This is a genomic window from Actinomadura madurae (assembly GCF_900115095.1).
Taxonomy (GTDB): domain Bacteria; phylum Actinomycetota; class Actinomycetes; order Streptosporangiales; family Streptosporangiaceae; genus Spirillospora; species Spirillospora madurae.
The window spans coordinates 94385-111398 of record NZ_FOVH01000011.1; the positions used below are offsets into that span (position 1 = coordinate 94385).

The 17014-nt window shown below is 74.3% G+C and carries 12 protein-coding genes; 6 read left to right on the top strand and 6 right to left on the bottom strand.

Annotated features, from left to right (window positions below):
* Positions 1-5: 5 nt before the first annotated feature.
* From BM339_RS28185 to BM339_RS28200, 4 genes are read right to left on the bottom strand one after another with little or no spacing between them, the layout of a single operon-like run.
* Positions 6-1322 carry a VWA domain-containing protein gene (locus tag BM339_RS28185; RefSeq protein WP_021600066.1) on the bottom strand — a complete coding sequence of 439 codons (1317 nt, stop codon included), beginning with the start codon at positions 1320-1322 and terminating at the stop codon, positions 6-8.
* Positions 1319-2413, bottom strand: coding sequence for a PP2C family protein-serine/threonine phosphatase (locus BM339_RS28190; RefSeq protein ID WP_075022790.1), 1095 nt, complete (start codon positions 2411-2413; stop codon positions 1319-1321). Before BM339_RS28190 ends, BM339_RS28185 begins: the two co-directional genes overlap by 4 nt.
* Positions 2414-2415: 2 nt before the next feature.
* On the bottom strand, positions 2416-4971 hold the full coding sequence (locus tag BM339_RS28195; RefSeq protein WP_143118624.1) for a serine/threonine-protein kinase: 2556 nt from the start codon (positions 4969-4971) through the stop codon (positions 2416-2418).
* Positions 4968-6182, bottom strand: a complete 1215-nt coding sequence (locus tag BM339_RS28200; protein WP_021599151.1) for a hypothetical protein — start codon at positions 6180-6182, stop codon at positions 4968-4970. Before BM339_RS28200 ends, BM339_RS28195 begins: the two co-directional genes overlap by 4 nt.
* A gap of 333 nt (positions 6183-6515) precedes the next feature.
* On the opposite strand from BM339_RS28200, the gene BM339_RS28205 reads away from it, so the two are divergent.
* The 4 genes from BM339_RS28205 to BM339_RS50110 all read left to right on the top strand — a co-directional run bounded on the left by BM339_RS28205 (position 6516) and on the right by BM339_RS50110 (position 13259).
* Entirely contained in the window at positions 6516-7847 is a 1332-nt protein-coding gene (locus tag BM339_RS28205) for a hemolysin family protein (RefSeq protein WP_024934761.1), read from the top strand.
* Positions 7835-8848: a hemolysin family protein gene (locus tag BM339_RS28210; RefSeq protein WP_075022791.1), complete on the top strand. Its 1014-nt coding sequence runs from the start codon at positions 7835-7837 to the stop codon at positions 8846-8848. The genes BM339_RS28205 and BM339_RS28210 overlap by 13 nt, the downstream gene beginning before the upstream one ends.
* Before the next feature lie 74 nt (positions 8849-8922).
* Positions 8923-9933 (top strand): cation diffusion facilitator family transporter, encoded by a 1011-nt coding sequence (locus BM339_RS28215; protein WP_075022792.1) that lies wholly within the window; start codon positions 8923-8925, stop codon positions 9931-9933.
* A gap of 1061 nt (positions 9934-10994) precedes the next feature.
* Positions 10995-13259 (top strand): coiled-coil domain-containing protein, encoded by a 2265-nt coding sequence (locus BM339_RS50110; RefSeq protein WP_075022793.1) that lies wholly within the window; start codon positions 10995-10997, stop codon positions 13257-13259.
* Here the strand turns inward: BM339_RS50110 and BM339_RS28225 are convergent.
* Positions 13256-13645 carry a phage holin family protein gene (locus BM339_RS28225; protein WP_021593838.1) on the bottom strand — a complete coding sequence of 130 codons (390 nt, stop codon included), beginning with the start codon at positions 13643-13645 and terminating at the stop codon, positions 13256-13258. The two genes, BM339_RS50110 and BM339_RS28225, sit on opposite strands and share 4 nt — an antisense overlap.
* Before the next feature lie 82 nt (positions 13646-13727).
* The gene (locus tag BM339_RS28230; protein WP_021593839.1) at positions 13728-14171 is read right to left on the bottom strand and encodes a hypothetical protein; all 444 of its coding nucleotides are present in this window, start codon (positions 14169-14171) and stop codon (positions 13728-13730) included.
* 195 nt (positions 14172-14366) lie between these two features.
* Here BM339_RS28230 and BM339_RS28235 point away from each other — a divergent pair, with 195 nt between their 5' ends.
* The gene (locus BM339_RS28235) at positions 14367-15026 is read left to right on the top strand and encodes an HAD family hydrolase (protein ID WP_075022794.1); all 660 of its coding nucleotides are present in this window, start codon (positions 14367-14369) and stop codon (positions 15024-15026) included.
* Between the two features lie 44 nt (positions 15027-15070).
* Positions 15071-16900 (top strand): DNA helicase RecQ, encoded by a 1830-nt coding sequence (gene recQ, locus BM339_RS28240; protein WP_075022795.1) that lies wholly within the window; start codon positions 15071-15073, stop codon positions 16898-16900.
* Positions 16901-17014: the final 114 nt, after the last annotated feature.

Here is a 17014-nt window from a genome sequence, read left to right on the forward strand (position 1 = left end):
GGGCCTCAGCCCCCTGCCTCGTCGCCGTGCCGGGTCCGCACGGTCCGGACGGAACGGGTGTCGAGCGACATCTCATCCGCCTTCGCCACGTCCCGCTTGAGCCGCACCGTGCCGCGCACCGGGTCGACCACGTCGACGACCTTGTCGAGCAGATCGGAGATCTGCTCGTTGCCGACCTCGCGGGCCAGCACCACGGCCCGGCCGAGCCGCGCGGTCGCGGTGTCCTCGTCGCCCTCCCGGCGCGCCTCCAGACCCTCCTGGATGGCGTCGGCGAGCTCCGACTGGCCGGTGTGGATCGCGACGCGGCCGTTGATGCGCGTCGACCGCGCCTCGTCGTCGGTCCATTCGGCGAGGACGTTCCCGGACGCCAGCACCTCGTCGCCCGCGACCAGCTTGACCCACCCGGCGCGCATCTGCCGCCCGATGTCCCCGGGCTGTACCTCCACGCACACGTGGTACTCGCGGTTCTCGTTCCCCCACGCGCCGAGCGGGTAGTCGCCCGTCTGCGTGCCCGACTCGACCCGGCGGCCGGTCAGGTCCTCCACGACCGGGACCATCTGCTTGACGAACCGGAGCTTCGCCTGCTGCGGCGTCCACACCCGCAGCGTCACGTCCGCGATCTCCTTGCTCATCGCGGCGCGGGTCATCGCCAGGAAGTCGGCTTCCAGGTCGGCCGGGTCGGGGACGTCCAGGAACCCGCCCAGCAGCGCCGAACTGATCTTGCGCAGCTCGGCGACGTCCCAGTCGGTGCCGACGCCGCGCGCGTCGCACAGGAAGCGGCCGGTGCACTGCCGCAGCGCCGCGTCCAGCTCCTCGTCCGACTCGTGCTGGTTCTTGCCGTCGGTGAGGAGGATCGCGTGCTTGACGGCGCTCTCCCCGACGGCCGCGTCGTGCCCGGCGAACAGCCGCTCGGCGAGCCGCAGCCACGACCCGATCGCGGTGCCGCCGGCCGCCTCCAGCCGCCCGATCGCGGTCGCCGCGTTGCGCCGGGACGTCTCGTCCGCCACGACGAGCCGCTCCCCCTGCGGGTAGATCATCCGCGGCCGGTTCGCGCCGGCGACCACCGCGAAGTGCACTCCGTCGCGCAGCACGTTCACCGCCGCCCGCGCCGCCCGCTTCGCCGCGGCCATCTTGCCCCGGTACGACATCGACCCGGACGTGTCGATCATGATGATCTCCGCGGCCGGCGCCCGCCCGGCCGCGGCCGGCGCGGCGCCCGACGACCGCGCCTCCACGGACACGATCGCGTGCATCTCCCGTCCGCCCGCCGGAAGGTAGGGGTTCTGGTCCACCCGGACGGTGAACTCCGGAAAATCGCTCATCTGCCCCGCTCCCTGATCGGTTCCGGCGGTGGACAGGGGATCACCGCCACCGTGACGTTGTCGTGCCCGCCCGCGTCGAGCGCCGCCCGCAGCAGCCTGCGCGCCGCGCCGAGCGGGCCGTCCCGCCCGTCCAGCGCCACGCGCGCGAGGTCGGACGGCTCCGGCAGGTCGTTCCACAGCCCGTCGCTGCAGAGCACAACCATCCCCGGCCGCGTCGGGCGGAACGCCGTCACGTGCGGCTCGACCGGCCCCGCGTCCGCGCCCAGCCACGCGGTCAGCAGGTGCGCCCGCTTGTCGGCCCACGCGTCGGCGGCGGTCATCGTGCCCTGCTCGATCATGTTCGCGGCCCACGAGTCGTCCGTGCTCAGCCGGCACGAGCCTGTGGCGGACAGCCAGTACGCGCGGCTGTCGCCGACCCACCCGACGGTCACGCCGGACGCGTCCACCACGGCCGACACGAACGTGCAGGCGGGCGAGGACTCCGGATCGCCCGGCAGCCCGGCCACGGCCTCGGCCGCCCGCGCCACCGCCGCGCGCATCGCGCCGCGCGGATCCATGCCGACCGAGACCCGTCCGGTCAGCACCGACACGGCCGTCTCGGCGGCCACCCGCGACGCCTCCTCCGACCCGGGGGCCGTCGCGACGCCGTCGCACACCACCGCGCACGCGCCCGCGGGCAGCGCCGCCAGCGCGAACGCGTCCTCGTTGCGGCTGCGCCGGAGACCGAGGTCGCTGACCGCCGCCCCCAGCCGGCCGAGGTCGGCCTCCACATGCTCCCGCCCGCTCGGCTGCCGCAGCCCGCACTGCTCGCAGTACCCGTCCGCCCCGACGGCCCCGCTCCCGCAGTCCACGCAGACCGCACCTCCACCGGGCGGTGCGGGCGTCTCGGGAGCGGGGGAGGGGTTGGGGACGAAGAGGACGTCGCGGCCGGCGGGCGGAGGGGCGGCGTTCGGGAGGGAGTTGCCGAGGGGCGGGGTCCGCCGGATGGTCGGATCGGGCCGGCCGCACTCCTCGCAGAAGCGGTCGCGGGGCTGGACGGGCTCGCCGCAGGTACGGCAGAGCGCCACGGGGGTGTGCTGGTCCGCGTTCATGGTCAGAAGAGCGTCCTCGGGCGGACGGCGTTGGCGCGCTTGACCATCGCGTGGCGGTGCTCGGAGCCGTCGGCGAGCTTGGCGAGGACGCGGTAGGTGTCCTCCAGCCTCTTGCGGAGGGCCTGCTCGTCCAGGTCGGTGCCGAGGACCTGCTGCCGGACGCCGGGCGGGGCGGAGCCGCGGCCCGCGCGGAGCCAGCCGAGCGCCGCCTCCAGGACCTCGGCGGTGAACGCGGCGGAGCGCTCGGTGTCGAGCCGCAGCGACGCCAGCCGGCGGCCCGCCTCGATGAGCGCGGGCGCGGTCAGCTCGGCGGGGCGCCGTCCCCGGACGGTGGTGGCGACGGCGGCGAGCTGCGCGGACAGGTAGTGGCTGGAGATGTTCGGCACCGAGTCCAGGACGCGTTCGGCGGACGCCCGGTCACCGGCGGCGAGGCGGGTGCGGGCCAGCCCGAACGCGGCGCTGACGTGCGTCGGGTCGGTGCGCCAGACCGTCTCGTAGAAGTGGCCGGCGCTCTGCATGTCGCCGAGGGTCTCGTGGCAGAACGCCAGCGCCAGCTTCGGCGCCTGCTCGCCGGGCGCGAGGTCGTACAGGTCGTTGAAGACGGCGACCGCCTCGGTGCCGCGGCCGCCGGCGAGGGCGCGGGCGCCGCGGTACCAGTCGACGCGCCAGTCGTCCGGGGCCTCGGCGGCGATGTCCTCCAGGAGCCGGGCGGCGCCGTCGAGGTCGCCGAGCTCGATGCGGACGCGGACCAGCGCCAGCCGCACCTCGCGGGACGCCACCGGGGCCGAGCCGAGGGCGGCGGCGAGGTCGGCGGGGTCGCGGGCGGTGAGCCCGGCGAGGAACGCGGCGGCCGGGTCGGAGGCGTACACCAGCGGGACGGGCAGCGCCGCCGCGGCGGCCGCGGGCTCCAGCCGCGCCAGGATCGGCGGGGCCGCCCCGTTCGCGGCGGTGTGCTCCAGCCCCTCGACGATCTCGGTGCCGGCTGTCTGCTGCTCGGGCCCGAAGAGCGGCGACGGGGCGGGGCGCGGGCGGCCGTCCTCGGCGGACAGGACCTCGCGCAGGACGCCGGTGAGCTGCTCGGCCATCTCGGCGGCGCTCTGGAACCGGCGGGCCGGGTCAGGGTGCGTGGCGCGGCGCAGCAGCCGGTGGTAGGACTCGTACCGCTGGAAGAGCGGCACCTCCTCGCGGGGCGGCAGGCTGCGCAGGTGCCGTCCGGTGTAGCCGCGGAACGGGAAGCTCAGCACGGCCAGCGTCCGTCCCACCGTGTACAGGTCGGACGTGATCGACGGGCCCTGCGAGCCGATCTCCGGGGCCTGGTAGCCGGGCGTGCCGAAGATGGGGCTGTCGACGTCGAAGGCGCGGCGGACGCCGCCGAGGTCGATCAGCTTCAGCTGCTCCTCGGACTGGATGGCGTTGTCCGGCTTGAAGTCGCAGTACAGCAGCCCGACGCCGTGCAGGTAGCCGAGGGCGCTCAGCACCTCCAGCCCGTAGGCGATCACCTGGCCGAGCGGGAGCGCCGCCTGCTCGCCCTGCTGCTTGCGGGTGCTGAGCAGGATGTCCTTCAGCGACCGCCCGCCGACGTACTCCATCACGATGTAGCCGGACTCGCCGTGCCGGACGAAGTTGTAGATCTTGACGATGTTGGGGTGCTCGACCTCGGCGAGGAAGGCGCGCTCGGCGGTCGCGGCGGCCAGCGAGTCGGCGTCCCCGGTGTCGAGCAGGCCCTTCAGGACGACCCACCGCTCGCTCACGTTGTGGTCGCGGGCGAGGTACACCCAGCCGAGCCCGCCGTGCGCGAGGCAGCCGAGCACCTCGTACTGCCCGCCGATCATCTCGCCCGGGTGCAGCTTCGGGGTGAACGAGAACGGGTGCCCGCAGTTGCGGCAGAACCCCTCGGTGCGTCCGGGGCGCCCGCCGCGGCTCCGCCCGACCTTCTCGTCGCACTTGCTGCAGAAGCGCCGGTTCTCCGGCACCTCCGGCTTGTCCATGATCGCCGAGGCGGGGTCGCGGGCCGGGACGGGCGGCACCTCCACCAGCCCGGCGCCGAGCATGCCGCGCCGGGCGGAGCCGCTGGAGCCCGTGCCGCGGGTGCCGCCGCGCGACGCCGTCCGCCCGGACCCGACGCTCCGCGACCCGCTGGCCGGCGACCCGCTGCTCGACGAGCCGCCGGACGACGAGCCGGGCCCGCTCGGGCCGGAGGAGCCGGGCGGCGCCCCGACCGGAGGCCCGGGCGGCGCGCCGACGGGGGCCGCGGGAGTCGCCGGAGTCGTGACCGGGGCGGGGTTCGGAGGCCGCCCGTACGCGCCGGGGTAGCCGGGGGCCACGGGCGCGGCGGGACGCGCGGGCGCCGCCGCCCGCGCGGGCGGCATCTGCGGCGCCGGTGCGGCGGGCGCGGGCCGGGACACCGAGTTCGCGGGGCTTTCCGCGACCGGTCCGGCGGCGGACTCCGCGGGCGGCGGAGCGGCGGCCGGAGCGGCGGCCGGGGCCATGCCGCACACGTCGCAGAAGCCGTCGGCCTCCACCTCGCCCGTGCAGCCGGGCTGGGTGCATCGGTTCATCGCCGGGTCCCCGTCTCGCTTTCGCACGCCCTGATCGCTCGCTGGTACTCCGCCAGTACCGTGGTCGCCCTGCGCAGGTCGCAGGGTGCCGTCCACAGCACCTCGCGGGCCTCCCCGTACAGGACGGTGAGCCGCTCGTCCTCGGCCAGGCCGAGCCGCGCCGCCTTGGCCCGGTACGCCTCCAGCCGCCCGCGCAACTCGCCCCGCCGGTCGAGCAGCCCGGCACTGAGACGCAGGTCACCCCTCGCCCGTTCCAGCGCCTCGTCGGCGGCGCGTTCGAGTTCGGCGAAGCGGCCCGCCATCTCCACCCAGCGGCCCGCCTCGCGGAGCCGTTCGAGCGCGGCGAGCCGGTCCCGCAGCGCGGTGCCGAGGCCCCGCGACGGTGCGGGCAGGTTGGGCGAGTAGATCTTGGCGAGGGCGGTCGCGTGGGCTTCGTGGGCGCGCCGCTCCGTCTCCTCGATCTCCTCGACCGTGGCGGTGACCCGGAGCACGAGTTCCTCGTAGTCCTCGCGCATCCGGGCGACGCCGGCGAGTTCGTCGCCGAGCGAGGTCAGTATGGCGCAGACGCGGTCGAGCCGGGCGGTGTCGGCATTGCCGTCCTTGACCAGCGACAGCGGATCGGTGCGGACGATCCGGCCGAGCGCGGTCAGCTCGCGCCCGACGCGGTCGAGCTCCGGGTGCCGGGTGCCGTCCAGCGAGTGCGCCAGCCGGGCCGTGTCGCGCCAGCCCTCCTCGGCCTTCTCCAGCGGCTGGAGCAGCGCAGACCAGGCGGCGTCCGCGGCGGCGATCTCGCCGGCGACGAACGCGTAGGCGTCCGACATCATCGTGACGGCCTCGTCCAGCGTGATCCGGCGCTCCTGCGGGCCGAGCAGCGTGCGGTGCTCCAGCGGGATCTCCCCGTCGGGCAGCTCCACCGACGGGCCCGACAGCAGCTCCGACAGCTCCACCAGCGTCGCCGCGTCCGGACGGGACGACCGGTCGCGCAGCTCCCCCGCCGCGTCCAGGACGCGCTGGTAGGCGTCGAACAGCCGCCACAGCGTCGCCAGCCGGGCCTGCGCGTCCTCCCAGCGGCGCCACGTCTCGCCGGTGAGGCGGGCGCCCTTCAGCAGGCGGCCGCCCTGGTGGCGGTCCAGTTCGAGCAGGGACGCGGCGATGCGGTCGCGCTCCGCCCTGAGCTCCCTGAGGGCATGGTCAACGCCTTCACGGCTCATGGGCGCGGCGGCCCCTGCCCCGCTCTGGTCCAACGTTCGCCCCACGCTCGTGTTCTCGGGTCCCCCTGAGCATGCCCTCAATGCCGGTCTGGGAGCACGGACCGGTCCACTATCGGACGTACGCTCTCATACAAGTGTGATCCGTGACACCAACCGAGACAAGGTCCTTTCTCTCACGGAAGCCCGACACCGCCCGAGGGCCACCGCCGCCCGGCCGTACCCTGTCCGCGGGGAACCTCGTTGTCCCTGGTGACGTTACGTCAGGTAGCCCGTCTACGAGAGGAGTGGTGAGTCCGCGGTGTCGGACCCCAGTCATAGACCCGGTGCCCCGTGGTGACCGCGGCACTGGGTGTGCTGGCGGTGATCCTCCTCACCGCCGCCACCGGATACTTCGTCGCCCAGGAATTCGCGTACGTCGCCGCCGACCGCGCGACCCTGGAACAGGCCGCCGAGCGCGGCGACACCTCCGCCCGCAGAGCCGTCAAGGTCATCGGCAGGCTCTCCTTCATGCTCTCGGGCGCGCAGCTCGGCATCACGATGACGACGCTGGTCGTCGGATTCATCGCCAAACCCGCCCTCGCGGAGCTGATCGAGCCGCTGCTGACCCTCGCGGGCATCCCGGAGGGCGCCACCGGCGCGATCGCGCTCGCCACCGGTTTCGTCCTGGCGACCCTCGTCCAGATGCTGCTCGGCGAGCTGTTCCCCAAGAACCTCGCCCTCGCGCGCGCCGAGTCGCTGGCGCGGGCGCTGGCCTCGTCCACCCTCGTGTACCTGACGGTCGCGGGGCCGCTGATCCGGCTGTTCGACCGCGCCGCCGAGCGGCTGCTCCGCGCCGTCGGCGTCGAACCCGTCGAGGAGCTGCACAGCGGCGCGACGCTGGAGGAGCTCGGCGACATCATCGGCAAGTCGCACAGCGCCGGGCACCTGCCCGCCGACCTGTCCGGGCTCCTCGACCGCGCGCTGTCGTTCGGCGACCTCACCGCGGACGAGGTCATGGTGCCCCGCCCGCAGGTCCGGACGCTGCCCGCCGCCGCCCCCGTCGCCGACCTGGTCGCGCTGATCCGCGAGACCGGGCACAGCGCCTACCCCGTCTACGGGCAGGAGGTCGACGACGTCGTCGGCGTCGCGGGCGTCCGCGAGGTCGCCGACGACGCGCTCGACCCGTCCACCCCGGTCGGCTCCGTCGCCCGTCCCGCGCTGCTGGTGCCCGGCAGCCAGCCGCTGTACGGGGTGATCGAGCACATGCGCGACTCGGGCGAGGAGTTCGCCTGCGTCGTCGACGAGTACGGCGGGCTCGCCGGCATCCTCACCTTCGAGGACGTCGCCGAGGAGCTCGTCGGGGAGATCTCCGACGAGACCGACGGGCCGCAGGACGCGCCGACGTCCCGCCCGGACGGGTCCTGGCTGGTCGACGCCGGCATGCGCATCGACGAGGTCGGCCGGCTCACCGGGCTCGACCTGCCCGAAGGCGACGCCTACGACACCCTCGGCGGCCTCGTCATGGCGGAGCTGCGCCGGCTGCCGTCCGCCGGCGACCGGCTCACCGTCGGGCTGGACGCCGGCTCCGTCGAGCTGGAGGTCGTGAGCGTGGCCCGCCGGGTCGCCGAGAAGATCCTGATCCGCACCGCGGACGTCCCGGCCGGGGAGGCCGCGTGGACCCCCTGACCTCGCTGCTCATCACCGTCCTGCTGCTGCTCGGCAACGGGTTCTTCGTCGCGGCCGAGTTCGCCCTGGTCGCGGCGAACCGGCCCCAGCTGGAGCGCGCCGCCGCGAAGGGCAGCCGTCCCGCCGTCGCCGCCGTCGCGGGCGTCCGCGAGCTGTCGCTGATGCTCGCCGGCGCGCAGTTCGGCATCACGATGTGCTCGCTCGGCCTCGCGATCGTCACCGAGCCCGCGTTCGAGCACTTCCTCGAACCGCCGCTGCACGCGGCCGGCGTCCCCGAGGCGGGCGTGAAGGCCATCGCGCTCGGCACCGCGCTCGCCGTCGTGACGTTCCTGCACATGGTCATCGGCGAGATGGCGCCGAAGTCGTGGGCGATCACGCATCCGGAGCGGTCGGCGCTGCTGCTGGCCCTGCCGTTCCGCGCGTTCGCGAAGGTGTCCCGGCCGATCCTGTCGGCGCTGAACGCCACCACCAACGCGCTGCTGCGGCTGGTCCGCGTCACGCCGAAGGACGAGCTGGACAACCACACCGACCCGGCGCGGCTCAACCACCTGGTCGGCGAGTCCCGCCGCCTCGGCCTCATCGGGCGGCACGACCACGAGCTGCTCCGCCGCGCGATCTCGGCGCGGGAGGCGACCGTCGGGACCCTCGTCGTGCCCGCCACGTCCGTCAGCACGATCGGCGCGGACGCCACCGCCGCGCAGATCCGCCGGACCGCCACCGCCAGCGGCCACAGCCGACTGCTGGTCCGCGATCAGGACGGCGCGATGACGGGCATCGTCCACGTCCGGGCGGCCATCACCGACCCCGGCGACCGCAGCGCCGGCGAGCTGGCGCACCCGGCGCCCGTCCTCACGGCGGAGACGACCGTCCTGGACGCGGTCAGCCGCATGCGCCGGGGCCGCGCCCAGCTCGCCGTGGTGAACGACGGCCGGGGCGAGTTCGCCGGCATCGTCACCCTGGACGACCTCCTCGCGGAGCTGCTGGCGACCAACCCGCACTGACACAGGCCGTGCACCTGCGACGACCCCGCAGGTGTCGAGATGCTGCAACGGACTTTCCGGTCCATCGTGGACGCATGAGCGGACACGGACACCGGCACTCCTCGCGGGCACGGCTCCTCCACCGGATCCGCCCGCACTCCCACGAGGCGGCCGACAAGGTCGACTCGGCGATGGAGGCGGACGCCCAGGGGATGCGCGCCCTGTGGATCTCCCTGGCCGGCCTCGGCGCGACCACGGCGCTGCAGGCCGTCGCGGTCGCCTTCACCGGCTCGGTGGCGCTGCTGGGCGACACCCTCCACAACGCCGCCGACGCGCTGACGGCCGTCCCGCTGGCCATCGCGTTCGTCCTCGGCCGGCGGCCGCCGTCCCGCCGCTACACCTACGGGTACGGCCGCGCGGAGGACCTCGCCGGCGTCGTCATCGTCCTGGCCATCGCCGCGTCATGCGTCGCCGCCGGGTACGCCGCCGTCCAGCGCCTGGCCCATCCACAACCTGTGGACCACGTCGCCGCCGTGGCCGTCGCCGCCCTGGTCGGCTTCGTCGGCAACGAGCTGGTGGCGCGCTACCGCATCCGCGTGGGCCGCCGCATCGGCTCCGCCGCGCTGGTCGCCGACGGCCTGCACGCCCGCACGGACGGGTTCGCGTCCCTCGCCGTCCTGCTGGGCGCCGCGGGCGTCGCCCTCGGCGCCCCGTGGGCCGACCCGGTCGTCGGCCTGCTGATCACCGCGGCGATCCTGACCGTCCTCGGGCAGACGGCCCGGGACGTCTGGTGCCGCCTGATGGACGCCGTGGACCCCTCGCTCGTCGACCGCGCCGAGCAGGCCCTCTCTTCGACCCCGGGCGTCCTCGCCGTGGGCGAGGTCCGGCTCCGCTGGATCGGCCACAGCCTCCGCGCCGAATGCGACGTCGTCGTCGACCCCGCGTCCACCCCCGCGTCCACCGTCGTCCGCGCCCACCGGATCGCCGCCGACGCCGAACACAGCCTCCTGCACGCGCTCCCCCGCCTCACCGGCGCCGCCGTCCACCCCGACCCCGAGCCACGCCCCGGTGAGGACCATCACGCCGTCCTCGCGGGCCACCGCTGATCGCTTACCTGTGAGACGTTAGTCCCGAGCAGAAGGGGAACATACTGGCCCCGGGCGGTAGATGTGGGACGGACAGCACCGTGAAGCAACCTTCGGAAACCAACGGGCCGGACGAGGAAGACGCCGAGCCCAGGTACATCCCGGACTCCGAACTCCCCACCGTCACCGTCCCCCTCCCCACCAAGGACGAGCCTTCCGCGGACCACGCCTCGCCGTCCCCCGAAACCGACGACGAGGATCCCGCGACCAACGCCGCCACACCAGACGCACCCACTCCGAGCGAGCCCGCCGCGTCCAGCGAGGCCGACGACGAGCAACCTGCGGCCGAGGTACCCGTAGTCGGCACCCCCGCACCCACGGCAACCGACACCGAATTCCCGGCAAGCACCACCACAGAGCCCGGTGCCGTCGCACCGGACGAGGCCTCGGCAGACGTCACCCTCCCTGCGACCGAAGCGACGGCAGGGGATGAGGAGCCCCCGGCTGGCGCCACCACGCCAGAGCCCGCCAACGCTGGCGACACCAACCCGCTCCCCGAAGCCAGCAGTGCGGAGCCCACGACTGGCGCCGACATGACGGGCGTGCCCACGCCGGGCAGCGTCACCGCGCCCTTCGAAGCGATCGCGGGCGATGCAGAGCCCTCGGTCAGTGACACCACGCCAGAGGCGGCCGCTGCGGACGACCCCGGCCCGTCCACCGAAGGCGACGATGGCGAACCTGCGCCTGGTGAGGATATGGCGGGCGAGGTCGCTGGGGGCGGCAGCTTCTCGTCCACCACAGCGACGCCGGGCGATGCGGAGTCCCCGGCTGGCGTCGGCGTGACGGACGCGCTCACGGGCGACAGCGCTGCGTCCTCCGAACCCGCGGGTGTCGAGGGGCGTGCCGGGGCCGCGGAGGTCGGGGACGGCCGTGGCGGGGCCGGGGAGCAGGGTGGGGAGGCGGTTCCTGCCGGGGAGAGCGTCGGCGGGTCCGGTGGCGCGGCGGCCGTGGAAGGCGAGGTGCTTGATGTTCGGGCGGGGTTGGAGACCGTACCCGTGGAGGTCGGAGAGCCTACGCCGCCCATGGGGACGGAGTCCGCGGATGAGGGGTGGCGGGAGCTCGTCGAGAGTGTTTACGGGCCGCTGAGCGAGTTCTACGAGCGGATCGATGCGCGGCTTCGGGAGGTGCCCGAGGACGTCCCGCCGGTGGGGTGGGGGCCGTATGTGGCGGCGCTGCGGGCGTTGCGGGACGGGCAGGTCGCGGGGAACTGGGAGGTTCTGGCCCGGTTCCTGGTCTCGCCCGGGTCAGTGGAGGGCGCGGAGGAGCTGCGGCTCGTCGAGGTGGACGCGGGGGACGAGGTGGAGGCCGTCCGGGAGGCGGTCAAGGAACTCGCGGGCAGGGACGAGCGGGCGCTGCTGGTCGCTCCCACCCCGGAGAAGGCCGCTGAGCTGCTGCGGAGCATGGAGGACGATCCCGAGGTCTTCTCGCTGCTGATCGAGACGCAGCCGCAGACGGCGGAGGTCCGGTCGGTGCGGACGCAGGCCATGCCGCCCGTGGAGGAGCCGCCGCCGCTGCGGGAGCCCGGGTCCAACGGGACGATCGAGTTCAGGCCCGTGGCGCCTGGCGAGGCCGCTGTGACCAGGGCCGAGCCGCTGCCGGTGCCCGTGGAGGCCGCGCCGCCCGTGGAGCCGGAGGAGGGGCCGTCGGCGCCGGAGACGCGGGTGCGGTCGGCGGCGCTGCGGCCGGTCGGGGAGGCGTGGCGGCTGTCGTGGCAGACGGAGGCGCGGCTGCTGCAGCGCGGGCTGATGTGGCTGGAGCAGTGGCCCCGGGACGCGGCGGCGCTGAAGGCCGTCCAGGCGGAGAACCTGCGGCGGACCGAGCAGCTGGAGGTCGAGCGGGCGGGCCTGGCGGAGGCGATCGAGGAGTCGCGGACCGCGGCGGGCGCGGCGGAGCAGGCCGCGGACGAGGCGGAGGCCGAGGCGCGCCGGCTCGCCGGCGTCGAGGAGGAGGCCGAGGCGGAGCTGGTGGGTCCGCGGGAGGAGGCGGAGCGGCTGCAGCGGGCCGCGGACGAGGCGGGCGCCGAGGCGAACGCGCTCACCCGGACGGCCGACGCCTCCTACGCGCGGTGCGTGCAGATGGACGAGCGGGCCAAGACGGCGCAGGCGGAGCTGCAGGCGGCGCGGCAGGCGGAGGCGTCCCTCACCGACGAGCTGGCGCGGGCGCGGGAGGCGCTGCCGGGCGCGGCGGAGGAGGCCCACCGGCTGACGGCGGCGGACGCGGACGCCGCGGCGGAGGGGCACGCCGCCTACTACCGGCTGGTGTCGGCGGAGTCGGCGCTGGCGGCGCTGCGCCGGAAGATGTCGCTCGGGCAGCGCCTGCACGTGGCGTCACCGCCGTCGGAGCTGAAGAGCCTGCGCGCCGAGGTCAAGGCCCGGACGCGGGAGGCGGACGAGGCGGCGAAGCGGGCGCGGGAGGCCAAGGAGGCGGCGGAGCACGCGGAGCGGGTGCGGCGCGGGCTGGCGTCGTTCGTGTCGGAGGGCGGGGCGCGGCTGAAGGCGGCGCAGGAGGCGCAGGAGAGGCTCGGGACGGAGCTGACGTGGCTCGCGGCCGAGCGGGAGAAGGCCGGGGCCGAGCACCGGGAGCAGGCGCGGCTGGCGTCGGAGTCGGTGGAGCGCGCGACCGAGGCGGGCCTGCGGGCGCGGGCGGCGCACCAGGCGGCGCAGGTGATCCAGGACCGGGTGAATGCGGCGCGGGCTTCCCGCGCGGAGGCGCTGGCGGCGGCGGAGCGGGCCCGGTCGGCCGCGGCGGCCGCCGCGGCGCGGGAGGCGGAGCTGGCGGCGACGCTGGAGCGCCACACCGAGGAGGCCGCGCGGGAGATGGCCGCCCGGGAGAAGGATTTGGAGACGGTCACGGCGACGGAGGCGCGGACGCGGGAGAACGTCGTCGAGATCTGCGGCGCCGATCCCGCCGACGACCCGGAGGTCGTCCCCACGCATCAGCGGCGCGCGATGGCCCGGATCGAGGAGCTGACCGGCTACCTGCAGGGCGGCCGGGCGGTGGGCGGCGACGTCCTGCTCCGCACCGCCGACCTGGTCGTCGGGACGCCGGCGGGCGCCGCCCTGACCGCCCCCGGCCAGGAGTTCGACGCGTTGATCGTCGCGGACGCGGGGGCGCTGACGGACGGCGAGTTCCTGGTCGGCGCCGTCCGGACGCGCCGCTGGATCCTCGTGGGGGCGGCCGGTTCGCGCCCGCCGGGCTACCGGGAGTACGCGGACGAGCCGTCCGGGCGCCTGGAGCAGAGCCCGTTCGAGCGGGCCGCGAGCGCCGCCCCGGACCTGCTCGGCTAGTCGTCGTCCTTGTCCTTGCCGTCCGGGACGAGGACGTGCAGCAGCCAGCCGACGACGCCGACGACGATCGCGCCCCAGAAGGCGGGCCAGAAGCCGGTGACGTGGAACGGCAGGTCCAGTTCCTGGGCCAGCTCGCTCGTCAGCCAGAGCAGCAGCGCGTTCACGACGAGCCCGATCAGGCCGAGCGTGAGGACGTAGAAGGCGCAGCCGAGCGTCTTGATGACGGGTTTGAGGATGGCGTTGACCAGGCCGAAGATGACCGCGACCGCGAGCAGGGTGACGATCCGCCGGCCGGTCGACTGGTCGCCGAGGGTGATGCCCTCGATCAGGACGGTGGAGACCCAGAGGGCGACCGCGGTGATCGCGACCTTGAGAAGAATACGCACACCACGATCATGCTGGCCGGGGTCCGCCCGCGTCATCCCTCCCCTTGACGATTCGCCCGGACGGCGGCGTCATCTTCGCGGACTACTCGGCGCGGTCGAAGAACGGGGAGGTCGCGGGGATCTGCGAGCGGTTCCCGGCGGGCCGTCCCGCGACGCGCACGCCCTGCACGGCCGGCTCGCGGGGCGGGGCCTGCCGCGGGCCCGACTGCTTGACGCGGGCGAGTTCGCGCTGGAGGCGGCGCTTCTCCATCTCCAGGGTGGTCAGCGACTCCTCGTGCTCCTCGCGGAGGTCGCGCAGGTCGCGGCGGTCGCGGACGCGCCGGGCCGCACCCATGAAGGTGAGCGTCAGGCCGCAGACGAGGACGAGGGCGACGCCCGCGCCGGCGAGGAACACCTGCCACTCGTTCTCCAGTGCGGGCACCGTCTGGCCGAAGAGGACGAGGTTCGCCGGGTCGGTGTTGTCCAGGACGATGCCGACTCCGACGGTGATGGCGGCGGCGACCAGGAGAAAACCGAGGAACACCATGAGCAGATCTCCTCTGCAGTGACTCCGGAGGGGGTGCGGAGGGTCTCCACGATGCCAGACTGCAACTGGATCTTGTCGCATTCGTCGGATAAATACGTTTCGTCCCCACCGCGTCACCGCAGGTGGTGCCGGAGGTTCCGGCCCGATCGCACCGGGTAGTGACGGGACGTCGCACCCGAGAACCGTGGAGGGCCCATGTCCGTGCAGGCGATCGTCTTCGACCTGGACGGCGTCCTGATCGACTCCGAGCCGGTGTGGGAGGAGGTGCGGCGCGCCTACGTCGCCGGGCGCGGCGGGCGCTGGCTGCCCGACACCCAGGAGCGGCTCATGGGCATGAGCACCGAGGAGTGGGCGGACTACATCGCCACCGACCTCGTCGACGGCGTGACGGCCGAGGAGGTCGCCTACGAGGTCATCGACCACATGACGCAGCGGTACGAGGCCGGGCCGCCGATGCTGCCGGGGGCCGAGGCCGCCGTCCGCCGGATGGCCGAGCACCGTCCGCTGGGGCTCGCCAGCTCGTCCCCGCGCGCATTGATCGACCTGGTCCTCGGCAAGGTCGGCGTGGAGAGCCTGTTCCGCGCGACCGTGTCGACCGCGGAGGTCGACCGCGGCAAGCCCGCACCGGACGGGTACCTCGCCGTGGCCGCCCAGCTCGACGTGCCCGCCGGTGACTGCGTCGCGGTCGAGGACTCCAGCAACGGCATCCGGTCGGCGCACGCGGCGGGCATGACGGTGATCGCGATCCCGCGTCCGGCGCATCCGCCCGCGCCCGACGCGCTCGCGCTGGCCGCGCACGTGGCCGAGGACCTCGACGAGCTGACGCCGGAACTCGCGGACGTTGTCCACAGGTGAGGTTTCGGCGGACGGGTGTCGCGAGCGGTTCATAGTATGGCCCGGTGACTTCCCCTGAGACCCCGGAGACCCTCGACGCCCTGCGGCGCGTGTTCGGCTACGACACGTTCCGGGACGGCCAGCGGGAGATCATCGAACACGTCGTCGTCGGCGGGGACGCGCTCGTCCTGATGCCGACCGGCGGCGGGAAGTCGCTGTGCTACCAGATCCCGGCGCTCGTCCGGAAGGGCACCGGCATCGTCATCTCCCCGCTCATCGCCCTCATGCAGGACCAGGTGGACGCGCTGCGCACCGCCGGCGTCCAGGCGGGCTTCCTCAACTCCACGCAGGACCTCGACGAGCGGCGGGTCGTCGAGGCGCAGTTCGTCGCGGGCGAGCTCGACCTGCTGTACCTGGCGCCCGAGCGGCTGAAGCTCGCCTCGACCGTCGAGCTGCTCGACCGGGGCGACGTCTCGCTCTTCGCGATCGACGAGGCGCACTGCGTGTCCCAGTGGGGGCACGACTTCCGTCCCGACTACCTGATGCTGTCCGGCCTGCACGAACGCTGGCCGGACGTCCCGCGCATCGCCCTCACCGCGACCGCCACCGAGGCGACCCGCCGCGAGATCGCGTCCCGGCTCCAGCTGGAGCAGGCCCGGCACTTCGTCGCGAGCTTCGACCGTCCGAACATCCAGTACCGGATCGAGCCGAAGACCGACCCCAAACGCCAGCTGCTCCGCCTGCTCCAGAACGAGCACAAGGGCGACGCGGGGATCGTCTACTGCCTGTCCCGCAACTCGGTGGAGAAGCACGCCGCCTTCCTCACCGAGAACGGCATCGAGGCCCTCCCGTACCACGCGGGCCTGGACTCCGAGACGCGCGCCGCGAACCAGGCGCGCTTCCTCCGGGAGGACGGCCTCGTCATCGTCGCGACCATCGCGTTCGGCATGGGGATCGACAAACCCGACGTCCGGTTCGTCGCGCACCTCGACCTGCCGAAGTCCGTCGAGGGCTACTACCAGGAGACGGGCCGCGCCGGGCGCGACGGCCTCCCGTCCACCGCCTGGCTCGCCTACGGCCTCCAGGACGTCGTCAACCTGCGCAAGATGATCGACGGCGGCGAGGGCGACGCCGCCCACCGCCGCCGCCAGAGCCAGCACCTCGACTCCATGCTCGCCCTCTGCGAGACGGTCGAGTGCCGCCGCGTCCAGCTGCTGAACTACTTCGGCCAGTCCGGCGAGCCCTGCGGCAACTGCGACACGTGCCTGAAGCCGCCCGAGACGTGGGACGCGACCATCTCCGCCCAGAAGGTGCTGTCGGTGATCGTCCGGCTCGACCGGGAACGGCGCCAGAAGTTCGGCGCCGGCCACATCGTCGACATCCTCCTCGGCAAGAAGAACGCCAAGGTCATCCAGTTCGACCACGACGCGCTGAAGTCCTTCGGCATCGGCACCGAACTGCGCGACGTCGAGTGGCGCGGCGTCATCCGCCAGCTCCTCGCGCAGGGGCTCGTCGCCGTGGAGAGCAACCACGGGACCCTCGTCCTGACCGACGCCAGCGCCGACGTCCTGCGCGGGCGGCGCACGGTGATGATGCGCCGCGAACCGGAACGTCCCACCGCGAAGGCGGCGAAGACCGCCAAGACGGCCAAGGCCCCGGTCGAGCTCCCCGCCGAGGCGGCCCCGGTCTTCGAACGCCTCCGCTCCTGGCGCGCCGCCACCGCGAAGGAGCAGGGCGTCCCCGCCTACGTCATCTTCCACGACGCCACCCTGCGCGAGATAGCCACCGCCCTCCCCACCACCCTCACTGAACTGGGCCGAGTCAACGGCGTAGGCGAGAACAAACTGGCCAAGTACGGCGAACAGGTCCTGGAAACCCTCGCCACCCCCGCCTGACCCACCAGCGCCGCGGGGCGGGTTCACAAGGCGATCTCTTCGGCGGCGCGGTGGCCCGCCTCGCCGGCGCGCCGCCCAGTGACCCCGCACGCACACCCTCGGGCGAGCCGCCCG